Source organism: Arthrobacter sp. Cza30 (assembly GCF_059090765.1).
Genome location: NZ_JBNHGA010000002.1, coordinates 507,378 through 526,511, shown reverse-complemented (window position 1 = coordinate 526,511; position 19,134 = coordinate 507,378). Strand labels below are relative to the sequence as shown.

Genomic DNA, 19,134 nt, shown 5'->3' with positions numbered 1-19,134 from the left:
CCAGCCACCGGCTCTTTTGCACCGGTGCGGCGGTGCCGGCGCTGGCTCCGAACGGTCAGTCCTGCTTCAACAGGCCCGTGGTGCGGTAGGGAATCACCTCGCGCAGGAACATCTGCGTGGAGGTGCGGGTGATGCCGGGGCAGAAACGGATCTCCTCGCTCACCCGATACAGATCGTCCGGGCTGCTGGCCACCACCCGGATCAGCAAGTCCGTATCGCCCGCCGGGGCGTGGCATTCCAGCACTTCCGGAATCTTCCGGAGCGCTTCCACGGCATCGTTGAGCTTGCTCTGGTCCAGTTCCGCACTCACCATGGCCATCACCCCGCGATTTAGCGCTTCCGGCAGCACCCGGGCCGAGTGCGTGCGCAGGCAACCCGAGGCAGCCAGGCGCTCAAGCCGCGAGTGGACGGTGCCGCGGGCCAGGCCGAGCCGCTGGGCCAGCATCATCACCGGAATGCGCGGGTCCTCATCCAGCGCCAGCAGGATCCGCCGGTCGGTCGCATCGAGTTGCTGCAAAATGACCACTTCCTGTCGAACGCTGTGCGACTGCTTGAACAGTCTGATCAATTGTAAGCCCAGCGCTTGCACGGATTGTCTGCAAGGTGCTCTGATACTTATCAGATCGGGCGAAGCCACAAGCTGTTAGTCCGTTGAGGTACACAGTTCAGGCCCACGAAGCCGGAGCAGTGTTTGCGGGCCCGCGAAGCCCGGACCTTGTTGTTCACACAGCTGAAGACCCCTGCCAGTCCGGATGCGGACCGCCAGGGGTCTTGCTGGTTGGTGCCGTGAAGGGCTAAGGGCTAAGGGCAGGGCGTCCACGAACGGCCGCCGGGTGCATAGCATCGGGGTCCGGTGTAGCCAGGGTAGGGATTGGAAGCCGGAGGTGCGGGGGCAGGAGCCTGTTGCTGTTGTTGGCGCCACTGCCGTTCTGCTTCGGCAATTTGCGCCTGCCTGGTGATTTCGGCCTGCCGGGCCGCCTCAGCCGCGGCAGCGGCCTGTGCTGCCGCTTGCTCGGCCGCCGCCCGTTCCGCTTGAGCGCGTTCCTTGGCCGCCTTCTTTTCAGCCGCAATCCGTTTCGCCTTGGCCTTCGCTTCCGCCTTCCGCTTTTCCTCGGCCGCTTTCTTCTCGGCGGCTGCCTTGTCCTCGGCAACCTTGAGCTTGTCGCGTTGGACCGACAGTTGTTGATGTTTCGCTTCGCCGGCTTTTATGGCGTCCGACAACTGGCTGCTGAGTTGCTTCCGGTCAGCACTCGGTAGAGCCGCCCACAGCACGGCATCTGCCGTGTGAGAAGCAGTGTGGAGCGTGGAGTCCATCGCCTTTGCTGCTGCGATGGTCAAGGCCAAGGCAGTTACTGCCTCGGCTGTCGCGGACGAAGTGTCGGCCGGATTGCCTGCGGCTGTCGCCTCTACCTGTTCAATTGCCTCTTGGACTTGTCCGGGAATGGTGCAACCGATCGACGGGTCATACATGCCCTGCGCTGTTCCCGCTGCTTCCGACTGAGCCTCTTGCACCTGGCTCAGGTACTTCCGGTTGGGCTCGTAGTAGACAGCGTGCCCTAAGCCCCGTCTGGCAATCTCTGCGTTTACCAGGGAGTCGCCGACGAAGACTGCTGCCAACGTGCGGCCATACCGGTCGTGACGCTCGACGTCGAAGTCGAGGCGGACCTTCGTGCCCGGCGGAGCGAGCTGTTCAAGATTCTGTGTCGCCTCGTGTCCCAAACATTCAACCGGCTGGCTGGGATCTTTGGTCTCAGGAGTATCGACGTTGAGGAGCCGTACCGTTTCTTCCCGGAAGTTGTAGTTGATGACCAACGTATCGCCGTCAACGACGCGCACGACCGAGCCTTGATCATGATTCACGGCTCCAACGACGGCGAGGCTTCCGGCTGCTATCCCGGCAGCGGCGACGGCAGCGACGGCAGTTTTCCCGACGATTGTGCTCGTCATGCCTATCCATGCGCTTGAAAGGGCTGCGCCCAAGGGTGTGACCATTGATCCCCCAACAGTTTCTTATCCGGTATTGGTAAAATGAAGAGTATTCATTTTCCCCCATGCCTCGGAGAATCGACGCAGGGCTCGCAGTCGGCTGTAGCGTTTTACTCCAGAGAGGTAGCGACTGCCGGGGCTTGAGTGGGCTCACGTCTTCCCCAAGGTTCCCCGCGCCTGCAACACTGTTGAGCAGGAACCTGCGCTGTGATGGATCACCACCGGCCAAGCGCCACGGCCGGAAACGTGGGGACAAGCCCTGCACATTCACGGTTGGGTCGACCCGGGAGGGGTTGCCATGAAGCTCACCAACAGCAAGGCCTACAGCGGTATCGCCGTTCATGATCTACAGGAGGCGCAACGCTTTTACCGCGACACTCTTGGCCTGAAAACGTCCGAGGAGTATGGCCTGATGTGGCTGCATCTGGCCGGCGGCCGGGACACGCTTGTTTATGAACAGCCGGACTCCGTTCCAGCCAGCTTCACGATCCTCAACTTTCAAGTGGATGACATCGAAACGGCCGTGACCGGACTGGCCTCGCAGGGAGTGCGGTTCGAGCGTTATGAGGGTTTTGCCCAGGACGACAAGGGCATCTTCCGCGAAGAAGGCCCCTACATCGCATGGTTCAAGGATCCATCCGGGAACGTGCTGTCCGTTCTGCAGGAGAAGTAGTAGTCCGAGCACGACGCGGACGGTACATCAAAAAGCTTTGGATTCATTTGGTATGCACGCGGGTCGATGCGCTACCCTTACACACGTGTGATTGCGCGGGTAACACGCGCATCCGGGGCTTTAGCTCAGTTGGTAGAGCGTTTCGTTCGCAATGAAAAGGTCAGGGGTTCGATTCCCCTAAGCTCCACTGAAGATGCGGGTCTTCTGTGGTTCCGGCTCGCAAGATACACACTTTCCACACACGCCTTGGCAGTGATAAGGGCCTCGAGGCCGACGTTCGCTCTCGTCGTCATGCCGCCAAATCAGGGCGCAGAAACCGCGGACGCGCCGGTCGCGCTGGTGCTCGCAGCCGCCAATCGCGACCCCGCGCATATGCCGTCACCGGCCCGCTACCGCCAGAACCGCCGGCCCAACGGCGGTTCCAGGACCCGCGGCTGGTCGCGGATCCGCCGCCGTAACGGCCCGGCCCCATCCTGCACGGACCGCTGTTTTGGAAATAGAGGCAGACGTTTGAGGACCCGGTCCCGGCTCGCTCGCGCCTTGACGGACGGCCCTGGGCGCTGTGGACTGGGCGGATGCGGCAGCGGCGGGGGCGCGGCCGCCATCGACGGAAGGCCGAAACATGGACAAGCACCATCAGATAGTGGTTGTTGGAGGCGGCAATGCGGGAATCTCGCTGGCCGCGCGGCTTCGCCGGCAGAACGTTGAGGACATCGCCATCATCGAACCTCGGGACCAGCACTACTTCCAACCGCTGTTCTCCCACATAGGAGCCGGAGCTGCACGGATGGCCGAAGCAGTCCGCGCGCAAACGGATGTCATGCCGAAGGGGGTTGACTGGATCCGCGGGGAGGCGGCCGACGTGCGGCCGGAGGAGAACGTCGTCGTCCTGGCCGGAGGCGATCGCGTTGGTTACGAGCACTTGGTGGTCTGTCCGGGCCTGCAGTTGGACTGGGACGACGTTCCCGGGCTGGCCGAGGCGATGGCCTCGCCGCACGGCTCGTCCAATTACGACGCCGAGCTGGTCCCCAAGACCTGGGACCTGGTGCTAGGGCTGCGCTCCGGCACCGCCGTATTCACTCAGCCGCCCGGGCCCGCAAAGTGCGCAGGTGCCGCCCAAAAAATTGCCTACATGGCCTGCGACTACTGGCGCGAACAGGGCGTGCTCCAGGACATCAACGTGCACTTGGTGGTGCCCACGCCCACCGTCTTCGGGATGCCGGAGGTGGACCGGGAGCTGGAGCGCAAGATCAGCGAGTACGGGATCACGCTGTGGACCTCCACCACCGTAGCCTCGGTTAATCCTGAGGCACAGACACTGGTGCTGCACGGCTCCTCGGGGGACCGGGAGGTCCGGTACGACCTGCTGCACGCGGTTCCGCCGCAGTCGGCGCCGGACTGGTTGAAAGCCACTTCACTGCCGCCGCGGGGGAGCGGTGGCGGCTTTGTCGAGGTGGATCCAGAGATTCTGCGCCATCCGCGATTTCCCAATATCTGGTCCCTCGGCGACGCCGCCGGAACACGGAACTCCAAGTCCGGCGGGGCGCTCCGCAAGCAGACCACGGTGCTGGCGAAGAACCTCACCGCTGTCCTGGCCGGGCGCGCGCCTGGCGCGCGTTACAACGGCTACTCAGTCTGCCCGTTCACGCTGAGCCGCCGCACCGCGTTCTTTGCCGAGTTCGATGACCAATACCGCCCTCAACCGAGCTATCCGGTCCTCAGGATGGCAAAGGAACGGCGCTGGCAGTGGGTAATGGACCGGCGGATCCTCCCGCAGGTCTACTGGCACCTGATCCTGAAGGGACGGGCCTGAGCGTCTCGTCATCTTGCTCGTGTTCCTTGGAAAAGAGGGCCGGCTGTATCCCTGGTCGGCATGAAGCAAGGTGTGAGGCTAGATCCTGTTGAGTTCGGCGCTGTTGACGTCGAGCCGCATCTTCGACGAATGCTCTTCAAGCAAGTAATGACGGTCCTGCTAGCAGAACCCCGATTCGAGCTTCGCCAGGAGTGAGGCCAGGGAGTCTCTCTCGGCTTTGCTGAGTGAGCTAAGCAAATCGTGCTCGGTTCGGACGTGGTCCGGTAGTGCCTGCTCGATAAGGACGAGCCCCCTGGATGTTAGTGTGACCTGTTTGCCCCGGCCGTCCGCTTCGTTTTTTGAGCGGGTGACCAGACCCTTTTCTTCAAGCCGGTTTAGTCTCTGGGCGATGGCGGCAGAGGTAACCATGGCACTGCTGGTCAGTTCACTAGGGCTCAGCGTGTAGGGGGCTCCGGACCTCCGAAGGGTGGCAAGAACGTCAAACGATGCGGAGTCCAACCCGTGATCAGCGAAGGTGCGTGCGAGCCTGGCGTCGATCATTCTGGAGATGCGTGAAATGCGCCCGATCACCGCCATGGGAGAAACATCCAGGTCGGGACGTTCGGCAGCCCACTGGCCCAGGATCGATTCCAAATGGTCGTTCATACGCTCCAACCTATTATGTGCCGACAAATCTGGTTTTCATGTGCCGGTTCAAACCCATTCAGATGCTCGGGAACGGCTGATGCCGCGCCGGGCCAGATGGCGTTAAACAGATGGTCGGTCTGGACCATCAACTCCCGAACTTCGAAGAGACCATTGCAAATATCTAAGTGCTTAGCTATTATAGCTAAGCACTTAGATATTTCAATCCTTGAGTAGCTCCAAGATGCTGCGCTCCACCTGTCGGTCCGCCGTTCGGCGACAGGCCGGCCCGCGGCAGCAGCTCAAGCACATCCGTTAGGGGGAAGCATGGCCGGCGCCGCCGTCATCCTGCTTACTGCCATCGCGCCACTTGCTTGGGGGACCACCTATGTGGTGACCTCCGAGCTGTTGCCGGAGGGCTACCCGTTGTTCTCCGCGATGATCCGGGCACTGCCCGCCGGGATCATCGGGCTGGTTTTCACCCGCCGGCTGCCGAGGGGAGGGTGGTGGTGGAAGGCGGTAGTGCTGGGCATGTTGAACATCGGGGCGTTCTTCCCGTTGCTGTTCGCGGCCGCCTACCGGCTGCCAGGCGGGGTGGCCTCCGCCCTCGGGGCGACCCAGCCGCTGATCGTTGCCCTGCTCGCCGTGATCGTGCTCCGGGAGCGCTTGTCGGGCTGGCGGCTGGGCTGGGGCTTCATCGGTCTGGCCGGCGTCTCCCTCGTAGTTCTCCGCTCCACCGCGGTGCTGGATGCCACCGGAGTCGCAGCCGGACTGGCCAGTGCGGCCGCAATGGCTGCCGGCGTCACTCTCACCAAGCGATGGGGCCGGCCTCCGGGGGTTGGGCCTGTTGCGCTGGCAGGCTGGCAGCTGACTGCCGGCGGCCTGTTCCTGCTGCCGGTGACGTTGTTGCTGGAAGGCATCCCGCCACACCTGGACCTCCCGGCGGTTGCTGGCTATGCGTGGCTGGGGACTGTCGGCGGGCTCGCTGCTTACGTGATCTGGTTCTGGGGCATCGGACGCATCCCGGTTGCCGCGGTGGCGGTGCTGGGCCTGCTGTCCCCGCTGGTAGCCGCGGCCTTGGGGGCGCTGCTGCTGGGGCAGGTGCTGGGTCCGTGGCAGGTGGTGGGCTTCGGCTTGTCCCTGACGGCGATCGTTGCCGCCCAACTGCCCGCTCCTCCCGGAGCCATGACCAGCACAACCGCTGCCCGCGGAAGACCCTTGATTCCTGCGGCGTCCCAAACCGCCAGCGACATATGAGTCCTCCCCGCATTCAGGAACCGGCTGTTCCTGTCCGAAGGCAAATGCGGCTCCCGTCCCACGATTTGGCACCCCTACTTCGAGGGGGGAACTGGCGCGGTTTTCCCAGATCCCTTACGGATGAGCCTTTACGTCCGATTGCATCCCTTAGCACCCGTGCCGCATTCGCGCAGTGCGGCAGCACTATGAACGGAACCAGCTTGATGAAGGCCCTCATCCGCGCGCTCCTGGGAGCAGTCCTAGGGGCGACCATGCTCGCGTCAGCCCTGGTTGTCAGCACTCCGGCCCAGGCCACGGCACCGCGAAACGCGACCTACCAGACCTACACCGCTCCCAACGGTGTCAGCAGCAAATACCATGTCTACACCAACGGCATCGATACGAAGAAGCCGGTCGGCGTCCTATTCGTCTTCCACGGCGACTACTCCTACCCAGCGCAGTCGTACGTCCACCACCCCAACGGGTCCATCATGAAGAAGATGGCGGCCGAGGCGGCCAAGAAGAACATGATCATGGTTCCCGTCATCACCCCGGACAAGAAAGGCGGCATCACCTGGTGGGAGGATGCCGACCGCAACGGTGACTACTTCCGGGCCCTGGCCGGAACACTGATCGCCAAATACAAGCTCGATGCCCGCCGCATCTGGTTCCACGGCTACTCCGGCGGAGCCGAGTTCATCACCTATGAACTCCTCGCAGACCGACAGGATTGGATGAAGGGCGGCGGGGCCACCATCGTCGGCGGCGGCGGATACACGGGCATGGAGACAGCCGCTCCCGCGGCGGTGAAGAAGATGAAGCTGCACTGGATCTGCGGCAGTCGCGACGGACGCGGCGGCACCAGCTTGAAAACCTGGTCAGCCCTGGGCAGCGCCAAGAGCGCTGAGAAAAAATACAAGAGCCTCGGGTTCACCAACACGAAGATGACCATCCTCCCGGGTGTCACGCACTACACCTATGACATGCCGAAGCTGATCGCCAACGACTTGAAGGCACTGCCGGCCGCCGTCGCCCCGGCCAAGGCCAAGTCCGGCGATGTTGCAGCCGTGGACTCCGCAGGCAAGCTCTACCTATATCCGTCAGCCAAGGGGAGGGACTTGAACAAGCGCTCCTACGTTTCGGCCGGATGGGGAGCAGCGCGAGCGGTGGAGATCGCCGACTGGAACGGCGACGGCACCCAGGACCTGATCGCCAACTGGAAGGACGGACGGCTCACCGTCGACTACGGGCAAAAGAACGGCGGCTTCAAACGCTCCACTCTGGGCACGAGCGGATGGCAGCACAACACCATCCTCGTCACCAGGTGGAGGGCCACCGACAAGTACCCGGGCATCATCGCCAAGAACCGTGACGGCAAGCTGTACTCCTACGCGAATCCCGCCGGCACAAAGCCCGAGCCGCGGAAACGGCTGAGCTCCGGCAACTGGAAGGGCATGGACGTGATGGCCCTGGACTTCGACTCGGACCAGAAGGTAGACCTGATCGCCCGCACCGAGGCCGGGCAACTAAAGCTCTACCGCTCCAACGGCAAAGGCAACCTCATCAGCGAGGCCCGCAAGGTGATCGCCAAGTCAGGTTGGAATGCCATGACGCACCTGTCCGCTGCCGAGGACCACGTGACCGCCGGCCAGTCCGGCATCCTCGCCCGCGACAAGAAAGGCAACCTGCACTTTTACCCGGTCGCCTCGAAAAAGATCCAACAGCGCATCACCGTAGGTGTCGGCGGCTGGAACGGACTGAAGATCGGCTCCTAGCCGGACCTGCCGCGGGCCCCAGGGTCCCGAGCCCGCGGCAGGAGGCTGCGCGCCACCGCAGCGAGACAAGAGGTGGGCCGGCCTATTCGGAAGCGCCCCGTCCCAGCGAGGCCAAGAGTTCGTCACAGGCGCGTTCACACCGGCGGCAGGCCTCCGCGCAGACCTTGCAGTGTTCATGCATCTCCGCGTGCTGCCCGCATTCGTCGGCGCAGGCCCTGCAAGCAGTTCGGCAGGCCTCCAGGATTGCCCTGGTGATGTTGGCGTCATAGCCTGTGTGGCGCGAGAGGATGCGGCCGGTGGCTGCGCAGATGTCGGCGCAGTCCAGATTCGTGCGGATGCACTTGGTGAGGTCGGCAACCATGTCCTCCGAGAGGCACGCGTCGGCGCACGCGGTGCACGTCTGAGCGCATTCGAAGCAGGCGGCAATACACTCCGCCAGCTTCTGGCGGTCCACGCCGCCCAGGTCCTTGGGGTAGGTATCGAGCATCGAGCTGATGTGCGTCATAATCTGCTCCTGTCGTCCGGTTTCTCGCCGGCGGCGGTCGGCCGCCTCTCAAGCACCGTAGCCCCTACGCTGGGACTGGGGCCACCGCCGCAGCAGCATCCCCAGCCCCTGCCCGTCCCTTGACTTATACCCCCCGGGGGTATAAGTTCAGACTCACCGGAACAAGCGTCACGAGCCCGCCAAGGCTTCAACGCAGTGAAGGTCCTCACCGGCTTCGGCGGCGGAGCGTCATTCCCCTGGTCTGGCGTTCCCACTTCCCGCAGCCAGCACCACGATGTGTGAGGAGAACACCATGGCCGAATCCCTCGAGCGGGAACTGTCCCTGACCGCCAAGTCCGCACAAGGATGCACCTGCTGCGCCCCGACCGGCGCCTCCGGAAAACGAACCGAGCGCCGCGAGCCGAAGGCTTCGTCGATGTTGCCGGCCGTTCAGGCAGAGTACCGGGTTGCCGGCATGACCTGCGGACACTGCGCCTCCAGCGTCACGAATGCGCTGGGTGCTCTCGACGACGTGAGCGATGTGAAGGTCGCCCTCGTGCCCGGCGGCATTTCCACTGTCACCCTTCTGGCCGTATCGCCGGTCAGCGAGTCCGCCGTCCGGTCGGCCATAGCCGACGCCGGCTACGAACTTATTGCCTCCTGAAGATCAGGTTCCCCGCTAAGGGCCGCCCCGCTTCCAAAGGCAGGGGCGCCCGCGAAAGAAGAGTCATGAAAAGCGAGCATTCGCAGCACCTCTACAATTCCGGCCAGCAGACCCAAAGCCCTGGCCCTGAGCGCCGCCATCCGGGCCAGGGCCCGACGGTGACCGACCACGAATCGCACGGGCAGGCCATGCCGGACGGACCCGTCCATTCGGCCGTGGACGAAGAACATGCCGTCCATACGCATGGCCAGCACGCCGGGCACAGTACGGCGATGTTCAAGAACAAGTTCTGGCTGTCTTTGGTCCTGTCGGTCCCAGTGATCTTCTTCAGCCCGATGTTCGCCATGCTCCTGGGCTACACCATCCCGGAGTTCCCCGGGGCGGCGTGGATCCCGCCGGTACTTGGCACCATTATTTTCTTCTACGGCGGCACCCCCTTCCTGAAGGGGGCAGTGAAGGAACTGCGGTCCCGGCAGCCGGGCATGATGCTGCTGATTGGAATGGCCATCACGGTTGCCTTTGCCGCCTCGTGGATCACGACGCTCGGCATCGGCGGGTTCGACCTGGACTTCTGGTGGGAACTGGCGCTGCTGATCGTGATCATGCTGTTGGGCCACTGGATGGAAATGCGTGCACTGGGCTCCGCGCAGGGAGCACTCGACGCGCTGGCCGCCCTGCTGCCGGATGAGGCGGACGTGGTCAACAGCGATGGAAGTGTCCGAACCGTGCCGGTCGGGTCCCTCGCCACCGGCGATATCGTGCTGGTGCGCTCCGGCGCCCGCGTGCCGGCAGACGGGCAGATCATCGACGGCGGCGCCGAGTTCGACGAATCGATGATCACCGGGGAATCCAAAGCCGTCGCCCGGGCGACCGGCGATACGGTGGTCGCCGGTACGGTCGCCACGGACAACTCGGTGCGGGTGCGGATTACTGCCGTGGGCTCCGACACGGCGCTGGCGGGCATCCAGCGCCTCGTGGCCGAGGCCCAGGCATCATCGTCCCGGGCCCAGGCCCTGGCCGACCGGGCTGCGGCCCTGCTGTTCTACTTCGCGCTGGTGGCCGGCATCATCACCTTCGGGGCCTGGCTGCTGCTCGGAAGTCCCGATGAGGCCGTCGTCCGCACCGTGACCGTCCTGGTCATCGCCTGCCCCCATGCGCTGGGCCTGGCCATCCCGCTGGTCATCGCTATCTCCACCGAACGCGCCGCGCGCTCCGGCGTCCTGATCAAGAACCGCATCGCCCTGGAGCGGATGCGCACCATCGACGTCGTCTTGTTCGACAAGACCGGCACGCTGACCGAAGGCGAACACGCGGTCACGGCCGTCGCCGCAGTCGAGGGTGTGACCGAAGGCGAGCTGCTGGCCCTGGCTGGCGCCGCCGAATCCGACAGCGAACACCCCGTCGCCCGCGCGATCGTCCGGGCTGCCGCCGAGCATTCCGAGGCGGCACGACTGGGCCTGACCGGACGCAACTTCACCTCCAGCACCGGCCGGGGCGTGCGTGCCGTGGTTAACGGGGCCGACATCTCCGTGGGCGGGCCGAACATGCTCCGGGAGTTGAACCTGGCTGAGGCGGCGGAGGTAGCCCAAGAAACCTCGGCCTGGATGGATCGGGGCGCCGGTGTGCTGCACGTGGTCCGCGACGGCAAGATTATTGGGGCGCTGGCCCTGGAAGACAAGGTCCGCCCCGAGTCGCGGGCGGCGGTCAGGGCCTTGCAGGCGCGCGGGCTCAAGGTCGCCATGATCACCGGGGACGCCCGGCAGGTCGCCAATTCCGTGGGCCGCGACCTGGGCATCGACGAGGTCTTCGCCGAGGTCCTGCCGCAGGACAAGGACAAGAAGGTCACCGAACTGCAGCAACGCGGCCTGAAAGTGGCGATGGTCGGCGACGGCGTCAACGACTCGCCAGCCCTGGCCCGCTCCGAAGTCGGCATCGCCATCGGAGCCGGCACCGACGTGGCGATGGAATCTGCCGGCGTCGTGTTGGCGGGCAACGACCCCCGGTCCGTGCTGTCGATGATCGACCTGTCCCGGGCCAGCTACCGGAAGATGGTTCAGAACCTGATCTGGGCCACCGGCTATAACATCATCGCCGTGCCGCTGGCCGCCGGTGTGCTTGCCTTCGCCGGGGTCGCCATCTCCCCGGCCATTGCGGCGATCCTGATGTCCGTTTCCACCATCGTGGTCGCCCTCAACGCCCAGCTGCTGCGGCGGATTGACCTGGACCCGGAACGAATTTAGTAGCAGTGCGGAGCCACACCCGCACGAGCAAGCTATTTCGAAGGAACAAAATCATGAAGCATGACCTGACCCTGTCCGCTGCCGCCCTCGCCGTCGTCCTCGCGCTCGCCGGCTGTGCAACCGGAGACTCCGGCGGCCAAACCGCCCCTGCGCCGACCGCCGCGACCACGGGGACGGCGCCTCAGGCCGGCGCGGAAACCGGCACCGAGCACAACGACGCCGACACGATGTTCGCGCAGATGATGATCCCGCATCATCAGCAGGCCGTGGAGATGAGCGAGACCATGTTGTCCAAGGAAGGCCTGGACGCGCGGATCACCGAGCTGGCAACCCGCATCAAGGAAGCACAGGGCCCGGAAATCGACCGGATGGCCGCCATGCTTGAAGCCTGGGGAGAGCCGGCCGGTATGCCTTCGGACGCGGCCGCCGGCGGCATGGAAGGCCACGACATGCACGGCGCAGAATCCGGGGAAGCCGGCATGGGTGCCATGGAAGGAATGATGTCGGAGGAGGACCTGGCACGGCTGGCGTCCGCGCAGGGCCCCGAGGCTGCCAGGTTGTTTTTGACCCAGATGATCGCCCACCATGAAGGTGCCATGAAGATGGCCGAGCAGGAAGTCGAGCAGGGCTCCAACCCGCAGGCCAAGGAAATGGCACAGACCATCATCGAAGACCAGGAAGGCGAGATCCAGGAAATGGAGGAACTCCTCGCCAGCCTCTGACCGCTCTCCCGCCGGTGAACCTTTCTCGTCCGGGCCGGGTGTGCAATTTCGGGAAGGATGAATGCGTGACTTTCACAGCGACGGATCGCAGGTACGAACCCTACGTCCGTCCTTTCGACCCATCGGTGGAACGCCGCGCTGAAACCTGGGCCTGGCGCGGGTGGGACGTACATATTGAACACGTCGGGTCCCCTGAAGCGCCGGTGCGGATGCTTCTGGTGCACGGTGCAGGAGGAAACGCTGCGGCCATGTGGCCCTTTGCCGCGCATCTGTCGCAACTGGGAGCCCTCGTCACGCTCGTTGACCTTCCGGGCTATGGACGTACGCGTCCCCGCGGAAGCGCGCGCATCTCGTACCAGGATTGGCAGCGGCTTCTGGCGGACCTTGCGGTGCGGATCGCCGACCAGAGGCCGCTGCTGCTCCTGGGCGCCAGTATGGGCGGCATGCTGGCGCTGGATGCGGCTGCTGTGAGCGGCAGGGGTGACCGGGTGATCGTGACGTGCCTGCTCGACGCCACCGACCCTGACGTTCGATCGGCCGTCGTGCGTGCCCCATGGATGGCCCGTCTCGCGGCGCCCTTCCTCACGACCATCAGCGGGCCGGTTCAGCGGATACCTCTTCCGCTGCGGTGGCTCGCCCCGATGCGGAAGATTTCCAACGACCCCGAACTATCCGCCCAGGTTTTGCGCGATTCGCGCGGTGGGGGAGGTTCCATGCCGCTGGGTTGGTTCCGGTCGTTCCTGGAGGCTGGCCCAGCAGTTCCGCCGGAGTCATATGGCGGACCGCCCGTCCTGCTGGTCCATCCGGGCGAGGATCGGTGGACCCCCACGGGGATCAGCAGCCGGTACCTGAGCCGGCTTGCCGGGAACCATCGACTGGTTGAGCTCGAGGGATGCGGACATTTTCCAGTGGAAGAACCGGGCTTCCAGAAGTTCCTCGACGTCGTCCGCGCGGAAGTCGCATCCGTGACCGTAGCCTGACCCACACCCGCCGCCACCAAACGGTTCACCTGAGTTGACCGCCGAGGCCGAAGAGCGCGGCAAGCCGCCGGTCCGTGTCGGCCAGCGCGGCCGTGTCGAAGGTGTTGGTGGTGACCATGAGCTCGTTGGCGCCGGTCACCTCCAGCAGGCGTCCGAGCCGCCGGCCTACCTGCTCGGCGGTTCCGTGCACCGAGGCGGCCAGGGACTCGGCCACCAGGCGCTCCTGCCTGGAGGTCATCGGAGCCGACCGGATGGAGTCGGCGGGCGCGAGGGGCGGGAACTCCCCGCGGGTGCGGGACAGCGCCATTGCCCACGCCTCGGGCAGCAGCAGGTCCCGCGCCTCGTCGGCCGTTTCGGCAACGGCCACGGTGGCGGAGGCGATCACATATGGCTCGGGGCAAGAGGGGGAGGGCCGAAAATTCTTCCGGTAGCGCCCCAGAACCCCGCGGGCCGGTTCCGGATTGCTGCCGGTAAAGGCAGGACCGCCCACCACGACGGCGAGGCCGGCCTTGGCGGCGAGGTCCACCCCCTTGCCGGTAGCCAACACGAAAAGCGGCGTCGCACCGCCGTCGTACGGGCGGGCGGTGACGGCGGCGCTGCCGTCGAGATAGGCCATCAGTTCTGCCAGGTCCTCGCCGAAGCGGTCCGCGGCGTCCTTCTCCTGCCGCAGCGCGGAGCGTACCGCCGGCGTGAATCCTACGGAACGTCCTATCCCGAGATCGATCCGGCCGGGAAAAAGCGCCTGCAGGGTCGCGGCCTGTTCGGCCACCACCAGCGGTTGGTGGTTGGGCAGCATCACTCCGCCGGAGCCGACGCGGATGCGTTCGGTCTGCGATGCCACCGCGGCCATCAGCACCGTCGGAGCCGAACCGGCGATCCCCGGCACGCCGTGGTGCTCGGCCACCCAGAAGCGGTGGTAGCCCAGCTGCTCGGCATGCCGTGCCCGGCGGAGGGTGGCGCCCAGGGCCGCCGACGCCGAGGTGCCCTCGCGGGCGTTGGCGCGGTCCAGGATGGAGACCGGAAGGGTGGCAGGCTGCATACCAGTCACAACGTGGCCGGCGGGCTGGTATTCCATCCCCGCCGGTCGGGCCCGCGCTCAGTGACGGTCCAGCCACCGGCCCCGGCGCATGACGCCGGTGACCGCCAGGGCTTCATCGATGATCACGAGGTCGGCCAACGTGCCGTCAGCCAAGGTGCCGACGCTGCCGGCCAGGCCGATGGTCCGGGCCGGGACCACGGTGGCCGACCGGAGGGCCTGGTCGAAGGGCACTCCGGCCTCGACGGCGTTCCGCAACACGTCCATCATGCCGGCGGTGCCCCCGGCGATGGCTCCGGAGGCCAGGCGGGCCACTCCCGAGTGCACCCGCACCTCCGCCGGTCCCAGGGAATACAAGCCGTCGGATAGTCCGGCCGCCGCCATCGAATCGGTGACCAAGGCGATGTTGTCGGCGCCCAGCAGCTCGAACATGGTCGCGACGAGGTCGGGGTGCAGGTGGATATTGTCCGCGATGAGCTCCACGACCGCCTCGCCGGCCCGGGCGGCCCGGAGGCAGGCGCTCACGGCGCCGGGGGAGCGGTGGTGCAGCGGCTCCATTCCGTTGAACAGGTGGGTCACCGTGGGGACCGCCGACGCCTCGCCGAACCGCCGGGCGAGGGCGGTCCGTGCGTGGCGCAAGGAGCCGGCCGCGACCGCGGTCTCCGCCGCGGTGTGGCCCAGCGAGGGGACCACGCCGTGGCTGGCCAGCAGCTCCACGAGCCCCTCGGCGCCGGGCAGTTCCGGCGCATACGTCATGGTCCGCAGGAAGCCGCGGCCGCCCGCGAGCAGCTCCCGTGCCAGGCCGAGGTCCGGTTCCAGCAGCCACCGCGGGTCCTGGGCGCCGCACCGTGCGGGTGACAGGAACGGCCCCTCCGCGTGGATGCCGGCTATCTCGCCGTCGGCGGCGATCCGCGCGAGGACGTCGAGTCCGCCGAGCAGATCCCGGGGCGGCGCGGTCACCAGGCTCGCCAGCAGCGTGGTGGTGCCCGCAGCATGGATGCCGGCCGCCGCGCGGCGCGCGTCCGCGTCGTCGGCGGTGGGGAAATCGACGCCGAAGGCACCGTGGCAGTGCAGGTCGACCAACCCGGGGATCACCCGCTGGTCTGCGGGGACGTCGACGACGGTGTCCGCCTCGCCGGGCGGCAGGGCGTCCGCCGGACCGACGTAGCTGATCTCCGCGCCGGACACCGCAACGGCTCCGTCCCGCAGTTCACCCTCGGCGGCGTGGATTCTGCCCCTGAGGATTATCCGGCCGCCCGGTAAGGGAGCACGTTCCGCCTCGCGGAACGGGACGGGGGAGCCGTTGGTGCTGCCGGCGCCGTGGCGTGTCATGGCGGAATCCAGGCCTATCCGGTGGGAAACAGGGAGCCCGCCGCGACATCGGTGAGGACGGTGACGTCCGGGTGCAGTTGGAGCACCGAGGCCGGGCAGTCGGGGTCGATGGGCCCGGTCAGCGCGCGGTGAAGGATGTCGGCCTTGTCCCGGCCCTGCACCAACAACAGCAGCCGCCTGGCATCCAGGATGGTGCCCAGGCCCTGCGTGATGCAGCGGGTGGGGACGTCGTCGAGCGACGGGAAGAACCGGGCATTGGCGCGGCGCGTCGTCATCGTCAGCTCCTCGACCCGGGTCCGGGAATCCAGGGCCGAGCCCGGTTCGTTAAAGGCCAGGTGGCCGTTGTGGCCGATGCCCAGGATCTGCAGGTCGATACCGCCCGCCGACGCGATGGCCGCTTCATAGTCCGCAGCGGCCCGGTCCACGTCGGCCCGGTCGGCGTCCGGCAGCAGGACCGACGCCCGGTCGAGCCCCAGCGGCCGGATCACTTCCCGGTCAATCACCTGCGCGTAGCTCTCCGGGTGCCCGGCCGGAAGTCCCACGTATTCGTCCAGCGCGAACCAGCGGACGCCGGACAGATCCAGGCGGCGCCGCGCCAAGGACTGATACAGCGGCAGCGGCGATGACCCGGTGGCCAGCCCGATGACGGGACGGGGCAGCTCGTCGACGAGGCCGGCGACGATGTCCGCGGCCAGCGCGCCGATGTCTTCAGCGTCGTGGTGCGAAACCTGGAGCTTGCGTTCCTGCTCGGCCAACGGGTTCATAGGAGTCCTGTCTGTCGGATGAGTCCGCCTGGACGGATGCGCGCCGCGCTGCACGTGCTATGCGGCAGGGGCAAGTCAAACTTCATGCGCTTTTCCTCGTGGGACGGGTCGGAGCCTCCGGGTGTGCCGTCAGGGCCGGCACCCCGGACAAAGGTTGCAGCAAGATTACCGGATGCCGCCGGCCCAAACCGGTAGATGGGGGCGCACCATGCCGAGAGCGAATTCCAATCTTTTGCGGGCGGTGCCTGTGTCAGAGCACGACGTCGAAGCCCGCCTCGGGCGACAGCGTTCCGTTGGCCTGCACCTGGACGAGGTGCCGGCCGGGGTAATGCACGCGCGTGGTCATCTGCCGGAAGGCATGCGCTTTGCGGAATTGCCGGGCCTCGCCCGCGGCGAGGTCGGCGACCGCCAGCTTGAAGACCTTGGGAGCCAGCGAACCGTTGGCCTTGACGTAGTGGACCACGTAGTCCACCGCCACGCGGGCGGGGGCGTCCGCTTCATTGCGGATTTCGACGGCGAAGCCGAGCTCCCCGGGCAGGTGGACAGTGTCCTGGTCGAGTTGCGGGACGGCCACCGAGAGGGCGTTGGAGGTGAAACCCAGTGCCGCGAGGGCGCCGGGGTGTGCCTTCTTCACCAGGGTGCGCAGCCCGTGCCGTACCACCCGGGCGGTGTGGGCACCCGGCGCAGCATTCCACCGGGCCGCGGTCGCCACCACGTCGTCCGGGGCGTGCCGCGAGACATCGTTCAGGTGGTTGGCCACCGAGCGGCGGACGGCTTCGCTCTCGTCCTGGAACAGTTCGTCGAGGATCGGCAAGGTGGCCGCCGGCCGGGCGACGATGCCGGGTACCCGGACGGCCCACGGCAGGTACGGCCGCGTCCCTTCGCTGGCCAGCCGCCGCACCTGTTCATCCGGGTGGGCCGTCCAGTCCCGGATGATTCCCAGCGCCCTGTCCAGGTCTCGGATCAACAGCCGACGGATGGCGAACTCGCTCGTCATCCGCGGAGTCAGTTCCGCGAGCAGCGCCATCGCGTCGTCGAAGGCCCGCTGGCTCCCGTCTTCCAAGGCGCGGGTCACGGCCGCCTCACCCACCGGCCAGAGCATCCAGCCGGTGAAGGCGCCGTCGTCCAGCGCCGCGCGGATCAGGGCGGCGGCCGGCTCGTAGCCGGCAGCCAGGTCGACGAGGAGCGCTTCCGCCAGCAAGTCGGCGCGCGCCCGCAGGGGGAGCGGCTCGAGCCGATCTCCCGCTTCCCTCAGCGCCGGCCACGCAGATTGGTCGCCGGTTCCGGCCAGGGAAGTGCGCAGTTGCTCGACGGCGGCCGGCCCCAGCAGATCGTTCATGATTCCCATGCGGTCCTCCGTGCCGGGCAATAAGCGTTCCGAAGCCAGCCTATGGCTCTTCTGCCAGGGGCCCGCCGTTGTTCTCCTCCGGAGCCGCCTCAGGGACCGTCGTTGTCCTGAATTGTGTCCGAAGGGTGTTCCGGGTCACGGTCGGGCACTAGAGTCACCTGACATGGACATCATCCTGGTACCCGGATTCTGGTTGGACGCATCCTCGTGGGCGGAGGTAACCCCGCCGTTGGCCGCCGCCGGGCACCGGGTCCACCCGTTGACGCTGCCAGGGCTGGAAGCACCGGATGCGCCGCGGGCGGGGATCGGCCTGCGCGACCACATCGACGCGACCGTCAAGGCCGTGGACGGCGTGGGCGGGCCGGTGGTCCTCGTGGGCCACTCCGGCGGCGGGGCCATCATCCACGGCGTGGTAGACCAGCACCCGGACAGGATCGCCCGCGCCGTCTACGTGGACAGCGGCCCGCTCGGCGAAGGCGGCGTGATCGATGACGAGCTGCCCGTCGAAGGCGACGACGTGCCGTTGCCGGACTGGACCCTCTTCGAGGAAGAAGACCTGACGGACCTCGACGAGGGGCTCCGCGCCGCGTTCCGAGCCCGGGCCGTTCCGCAGCCGAGGGGAGTCGCCTCCGATCCGCAGCACCTGTCCGACGAACGGCGCTTCAACGTGCCGGTCACGGTGATCACCTGCGAGTTCACGCCCGAACAGCTGCAGGGCTGGATCGACGCCGGCGCACCCCAGGTGGTCGAACTGGCCAGAATCCGGGACGTGGAGTACGTGCACCTGCCCACGGGGCACTGGCCGCAGTTCACCAAACCGGCCGAGCTCGGCGAAGCCATCCTGGCCGCCGTGACCAAGACCGTTGAGGCAACCGGGGCGCAGTGAGCACAGCCAAACTCCTGCCCGCCGTCGAGGCTGCGCTCGCCGGGCACGGCCTCACCTGCGAAGTCCTCGCGTGCGACCCGGACCTGGCGGAGACGGCGGCGTTTTGCGCACACTACGGCTTCGCCCTGGAGCAGTCGGCCAACACCATTCTGGTGGCGTCCAAGAAGGTGGAACCGGCCAGATACGCGGTGTGCGTGGTGCTGGGGACAGCCCGGCTGGACGTGAACAAGAAGGTCCGGGAACTGCTGGGCGTGAAGCGCGCGTCCTTCGCCGACGCGGAGACCACCAAAGCCGTGACCGGCATGGAGATCGGGGGAGTGACCGCCGTCGGAACCTCCGGCCACCCCGTCTACATCGACGCCGCCGTGATCGGCCGGGAACGCGTGGTGATGGGCGGCGGCAACCGGTCCAGCAAACTGCTGCTCAAGCCGGAGGAGCTGCTCAAGCTGCCCGGCGCCGTCGTGGTTGAAGGGCTGGCGAAGCCCGGCGTGCCGCTGAACGCCACCGACAACCCGGGGAACGGATAGCACAGGCTTTCCTAATCTTGGCTTGCCTTACCTTGCTGGCGGGG

The 19,134-nt window shown here is 66.5% G+C and carries 18 protein-coding genes and 1 tRNA gene; 11 read left to right on the top strand and 8 right to left on the bottom strand.

Annotated elements, in window-relative coordinates; translation table 11 throughout:
* Positions 1-55: 55 nt before the first annotated feature.
* Complete coding sequence (locus AC5RVZ_RS07760; protein ID WP_493989860.1) at positions 56-517, bottom strand: Lrp/AsnC family transcriptional regulator; 462 nt, start codon at positions 515-517, stop codon at positions 56-58.
* A gap of 284 nt (positions 518-801) precedes the next feature.
* Positions 802-1,947 (bottom strand): thermonuclease family protein, encoded by a 1,146-nt coding sequence (locus AC5RVZ_RS07755; protein WP_494065186.1) that lies wholly within the window; start codon positions 1,945-1,947, stop codon positions 802-804.
* A gap of 337 nt (positions 1,948-2,284) precedes the next feature.
* Between AC5RVZ_RS07755 and AC5RVZ_RS07750 the strand changes: the two genes are divergently transcribed.
* The 3 genes from AC5RVZ_RS07750 (at position 2,285) to AC5RVZ_RS07740 (ending at position 4,472) form a co-directional block, all read left to right on the top strand.
* Positions 2,285-2,659 carry a VOC family protein gene (locus AC5RVZ_RS07750; RefSeq protein WP_494065185.1) on the top strand — a complete coding sequence of 125 codons (375 nt, stop codon included), beginning with the start codon at positions 2,285-2,287 and terminating at the stop codon, positions 2,657-2,659.
* 114 nt (positions 2,660-2,773) lie between these two features.
* Positions 2,774-2,846 (top strand) — tRNA-Ala (locus AC5RVZ_RS07745).
* Positions 2,847-3,281: 435 nt separating this feature from the next.
* Entirely contained in the window at positions 3,282-4,472 is a 1,191-nt protein-coding gene (locus AC5RVZ_RS07740; protein WP_494065184.1) for an NAD(P)/FAD-dependent oxidoreductase, read from the top strand.
* A gap of 159 nt (positions 4,473-4,631) precedes the next feature.
* Here the strand turns inward: AC5RVZ_RS07740 and AC5RVZ_RS07735 are convergent, their stop codons facing one another.
* Entirely contained in the window at positions 4,632-5,117 is a 486-nt protein-coding gene (locus AC5RVZ_RS07735; RefSeq protein ID WP_494065183.1) for a MarR family winged helix-turn-helix transcriptional regulator, read from the bottom strand.
* Positions 5,118-5,423: 306 nt separating this feature from the next.
* On the opposite strand from AC5RVZ_RS07735, the gene AC5RVZ_RS07730 reads away from it, so the two are divergent.
* Together AC5RVZ_RS07730 and AC5RVZ_RS07725 are read left to right on the top strand one after the other, a co-directional pair.
* Positions 5,424-6,353, top strand: a complete 930-nt coding sequence (locus AC5RVZ_RS07730) for an EamA family transporter (protein WP_494065182.1) — start codon at positions 5,424-5,426, stop codon at positions 6,351-6,353.
* A 251-nt stretch (positions 6,354-6,604) separates the two neighbouring features.
* On the top strand, positions 6,605-8,107 hold the full coding sequence (locus AC5RVZ_RS07725; protein WP_494065181.1) for a hypothetical protein: 1,503 nt from the start codon (positions 6,605-6,607) through the stop codon (positions 8,105-8,107).
* Positions 8,108-8,189: 82 nt separating this feature from the next.
* Here AC5RVZ_RS07725 and AC5RVZ_RS07720 read toward each other — a convergent pair whose 3' ends face one another.
* Positions 8,190-8,612, bottom strand: a complete 423-nt coding sequence (locus AC5RVZ_RS07720) for a four-helix bundle copper-binding protein (protein WP_494065180.1) — start codon at positions 8,610-8,612, stop codon at positions 8,190-8,192.
* 292 nt (positions 8,613-8,904) lie between these two features.
* Between AC5RVZ_RS07720 and AC5RVZ_RS07715 the strand changes: the two genes are divergently transcribed.
* The 4 genes from AC5RVZ_RS07715 (at position 8,905) to AC5RVZ_RS07700 (ending at position 13,197) form a co-directional block, all read left to right on the top strand.
* On the top strand, positions 8,905-9,255 hold the full coding sequence (locus AC5RVZ_RS07715) for a heavy-metal-associated domain-containing protein (protein WP_494065179.1): 351 nt from the start codon (positions 8,905-8,907) through the stop codon (positions 9,253-9,255).
* 65 nt (positions 9,256-9,320) lie between these two features.
* Positions 9,321-11,495: a heavy metal translocating P-type ATPase gene (locus tag AC5RVZ_RS07710; protein ID WP_494065178.1), complete on the top strand. Its 2,175-nt coding sequence runs from the start codon at positions 9,321-9,323 to the stop codon at positions 11,493-11,495.
* A 53-nt stretch (positions 11,496-11,548) separates the two neighbouring features.
* Positions 11,549-12,217 (top strand): DUF305 domain-containing protein, encoded by a 669-nt coding sequence (locus tag AC5RVZ_RS07705; RefSeq protein ID WP_494065509.1) that lies wholly within the window; start codon positions 11,549-11,551, stop codon positions 12,215-12,217.
* A 65-nt stretch (positions 12,218-12,282) separates the two neighbouring features.
* A complete protein-coding gene (locus AC5RVZ_RS07700; RefSeq protein ID WP_494065177.1) occupies positions 12,283-13,197 on the top strand; it encodes an alpha/beta hydrolase in 915 nt (304 codons plus the stop codon).
* 25 nt (positions 13,198-13,222) lie between these two features.
* On the opposite strand, the gene AC5RVZ_RS07695 is transcribed toward AC5RVZ_RS07700, so the two are convergent.
* From AC5RVZ_RS07695 to AC5RVZ_RS07680, 4 genes are all read right to left on the bottom strand, one after another.
* Complete coding sequence (locus AC5RVZ_RS07695; protein WP_494065176.1) at positions 13,223-14,236, bottom strand: LLM class flavin-dependent oxidoreductase; 1,014 nt, start codon at positions 14,234-14,236, stop codon at positions 13,223-13,225.
* 57 nt (positions 14,237-14,293) lie between these two features.
* Positions 14,294-15,565, bottom strand: a complete 1,272-nt coding sequence (locus tag AC5RVZ_RS07690) for an N-acetylglucosamine-6-phosphate deacetylase (RefSeq protein ID WP_494065175.1) — start codon at positions 15,563-15,565, stop codon at positions 14,294-14,296.
* A 14-nt stretch (positions 15,566-15,579) separates the two neighbouring features.
* Positions 15,580-16,329: a glucosamine-6-phosphate deaminase gene (locus tag AC5RVZ_RS07685; RefSeq protein ID WP_494065174.1), complete on the bottom strand. Its 750-nt coding sequence runs from the start codon at positions 16,327-16,329 to the stop codon at positions 15,580-15,582.
* A gap of 250 nt (positions 16,330-16,579) precedes the next feature.
* Positions 16,580-17,677 carry a DNA alkylation repair protein gene (locus AC5RVZ_RS07680; protein ID WP_494065173.1) on the bottom strand — a complete coding sequence of 366 codons (1,098 nt, stop codon included), beginning with the start codon at positions 17,675-17,677 and terminating at the stop codon, positions 16,580-16,582.
* Positions 17,678-17,840: 163 nt separating this feature from the next.
* Here AC5RVZ_RS07680 and AC5RVZ_RS07675 point away from each other — a divergent pair, with 163 nt between their 5' ends.
* The gene (locus tag AC5RVZ_RS07675; RefSeq protein ID WP_494065172.1) at positions 17,841-18,563 is read left to right on the top strand and encodes an alpha/beta fold hydrolase; all 723 of its coding nucleotides are present in this window, start codon (positions 17,841-17,843) and stop codon (positions 18,561-18,563) included.
* Positions 18,560-19,090: a YbaK/EbsC family protein gene (locus AC5RVZ_RS07670; protein WP_494065171.1), complete on the top strand. Its 531-nt coding sequence runs from the start codon at positions 18,560-18,562 to the stop codon at positions 19,088-19,090. Before AC5RVZ_RS07675 ends, AC5RVZ_RS07670 begins: the two co-directional genes overlap by 4 nt.
* Positions 19,091-19,134: the final 44 nt, after the last annotated feature.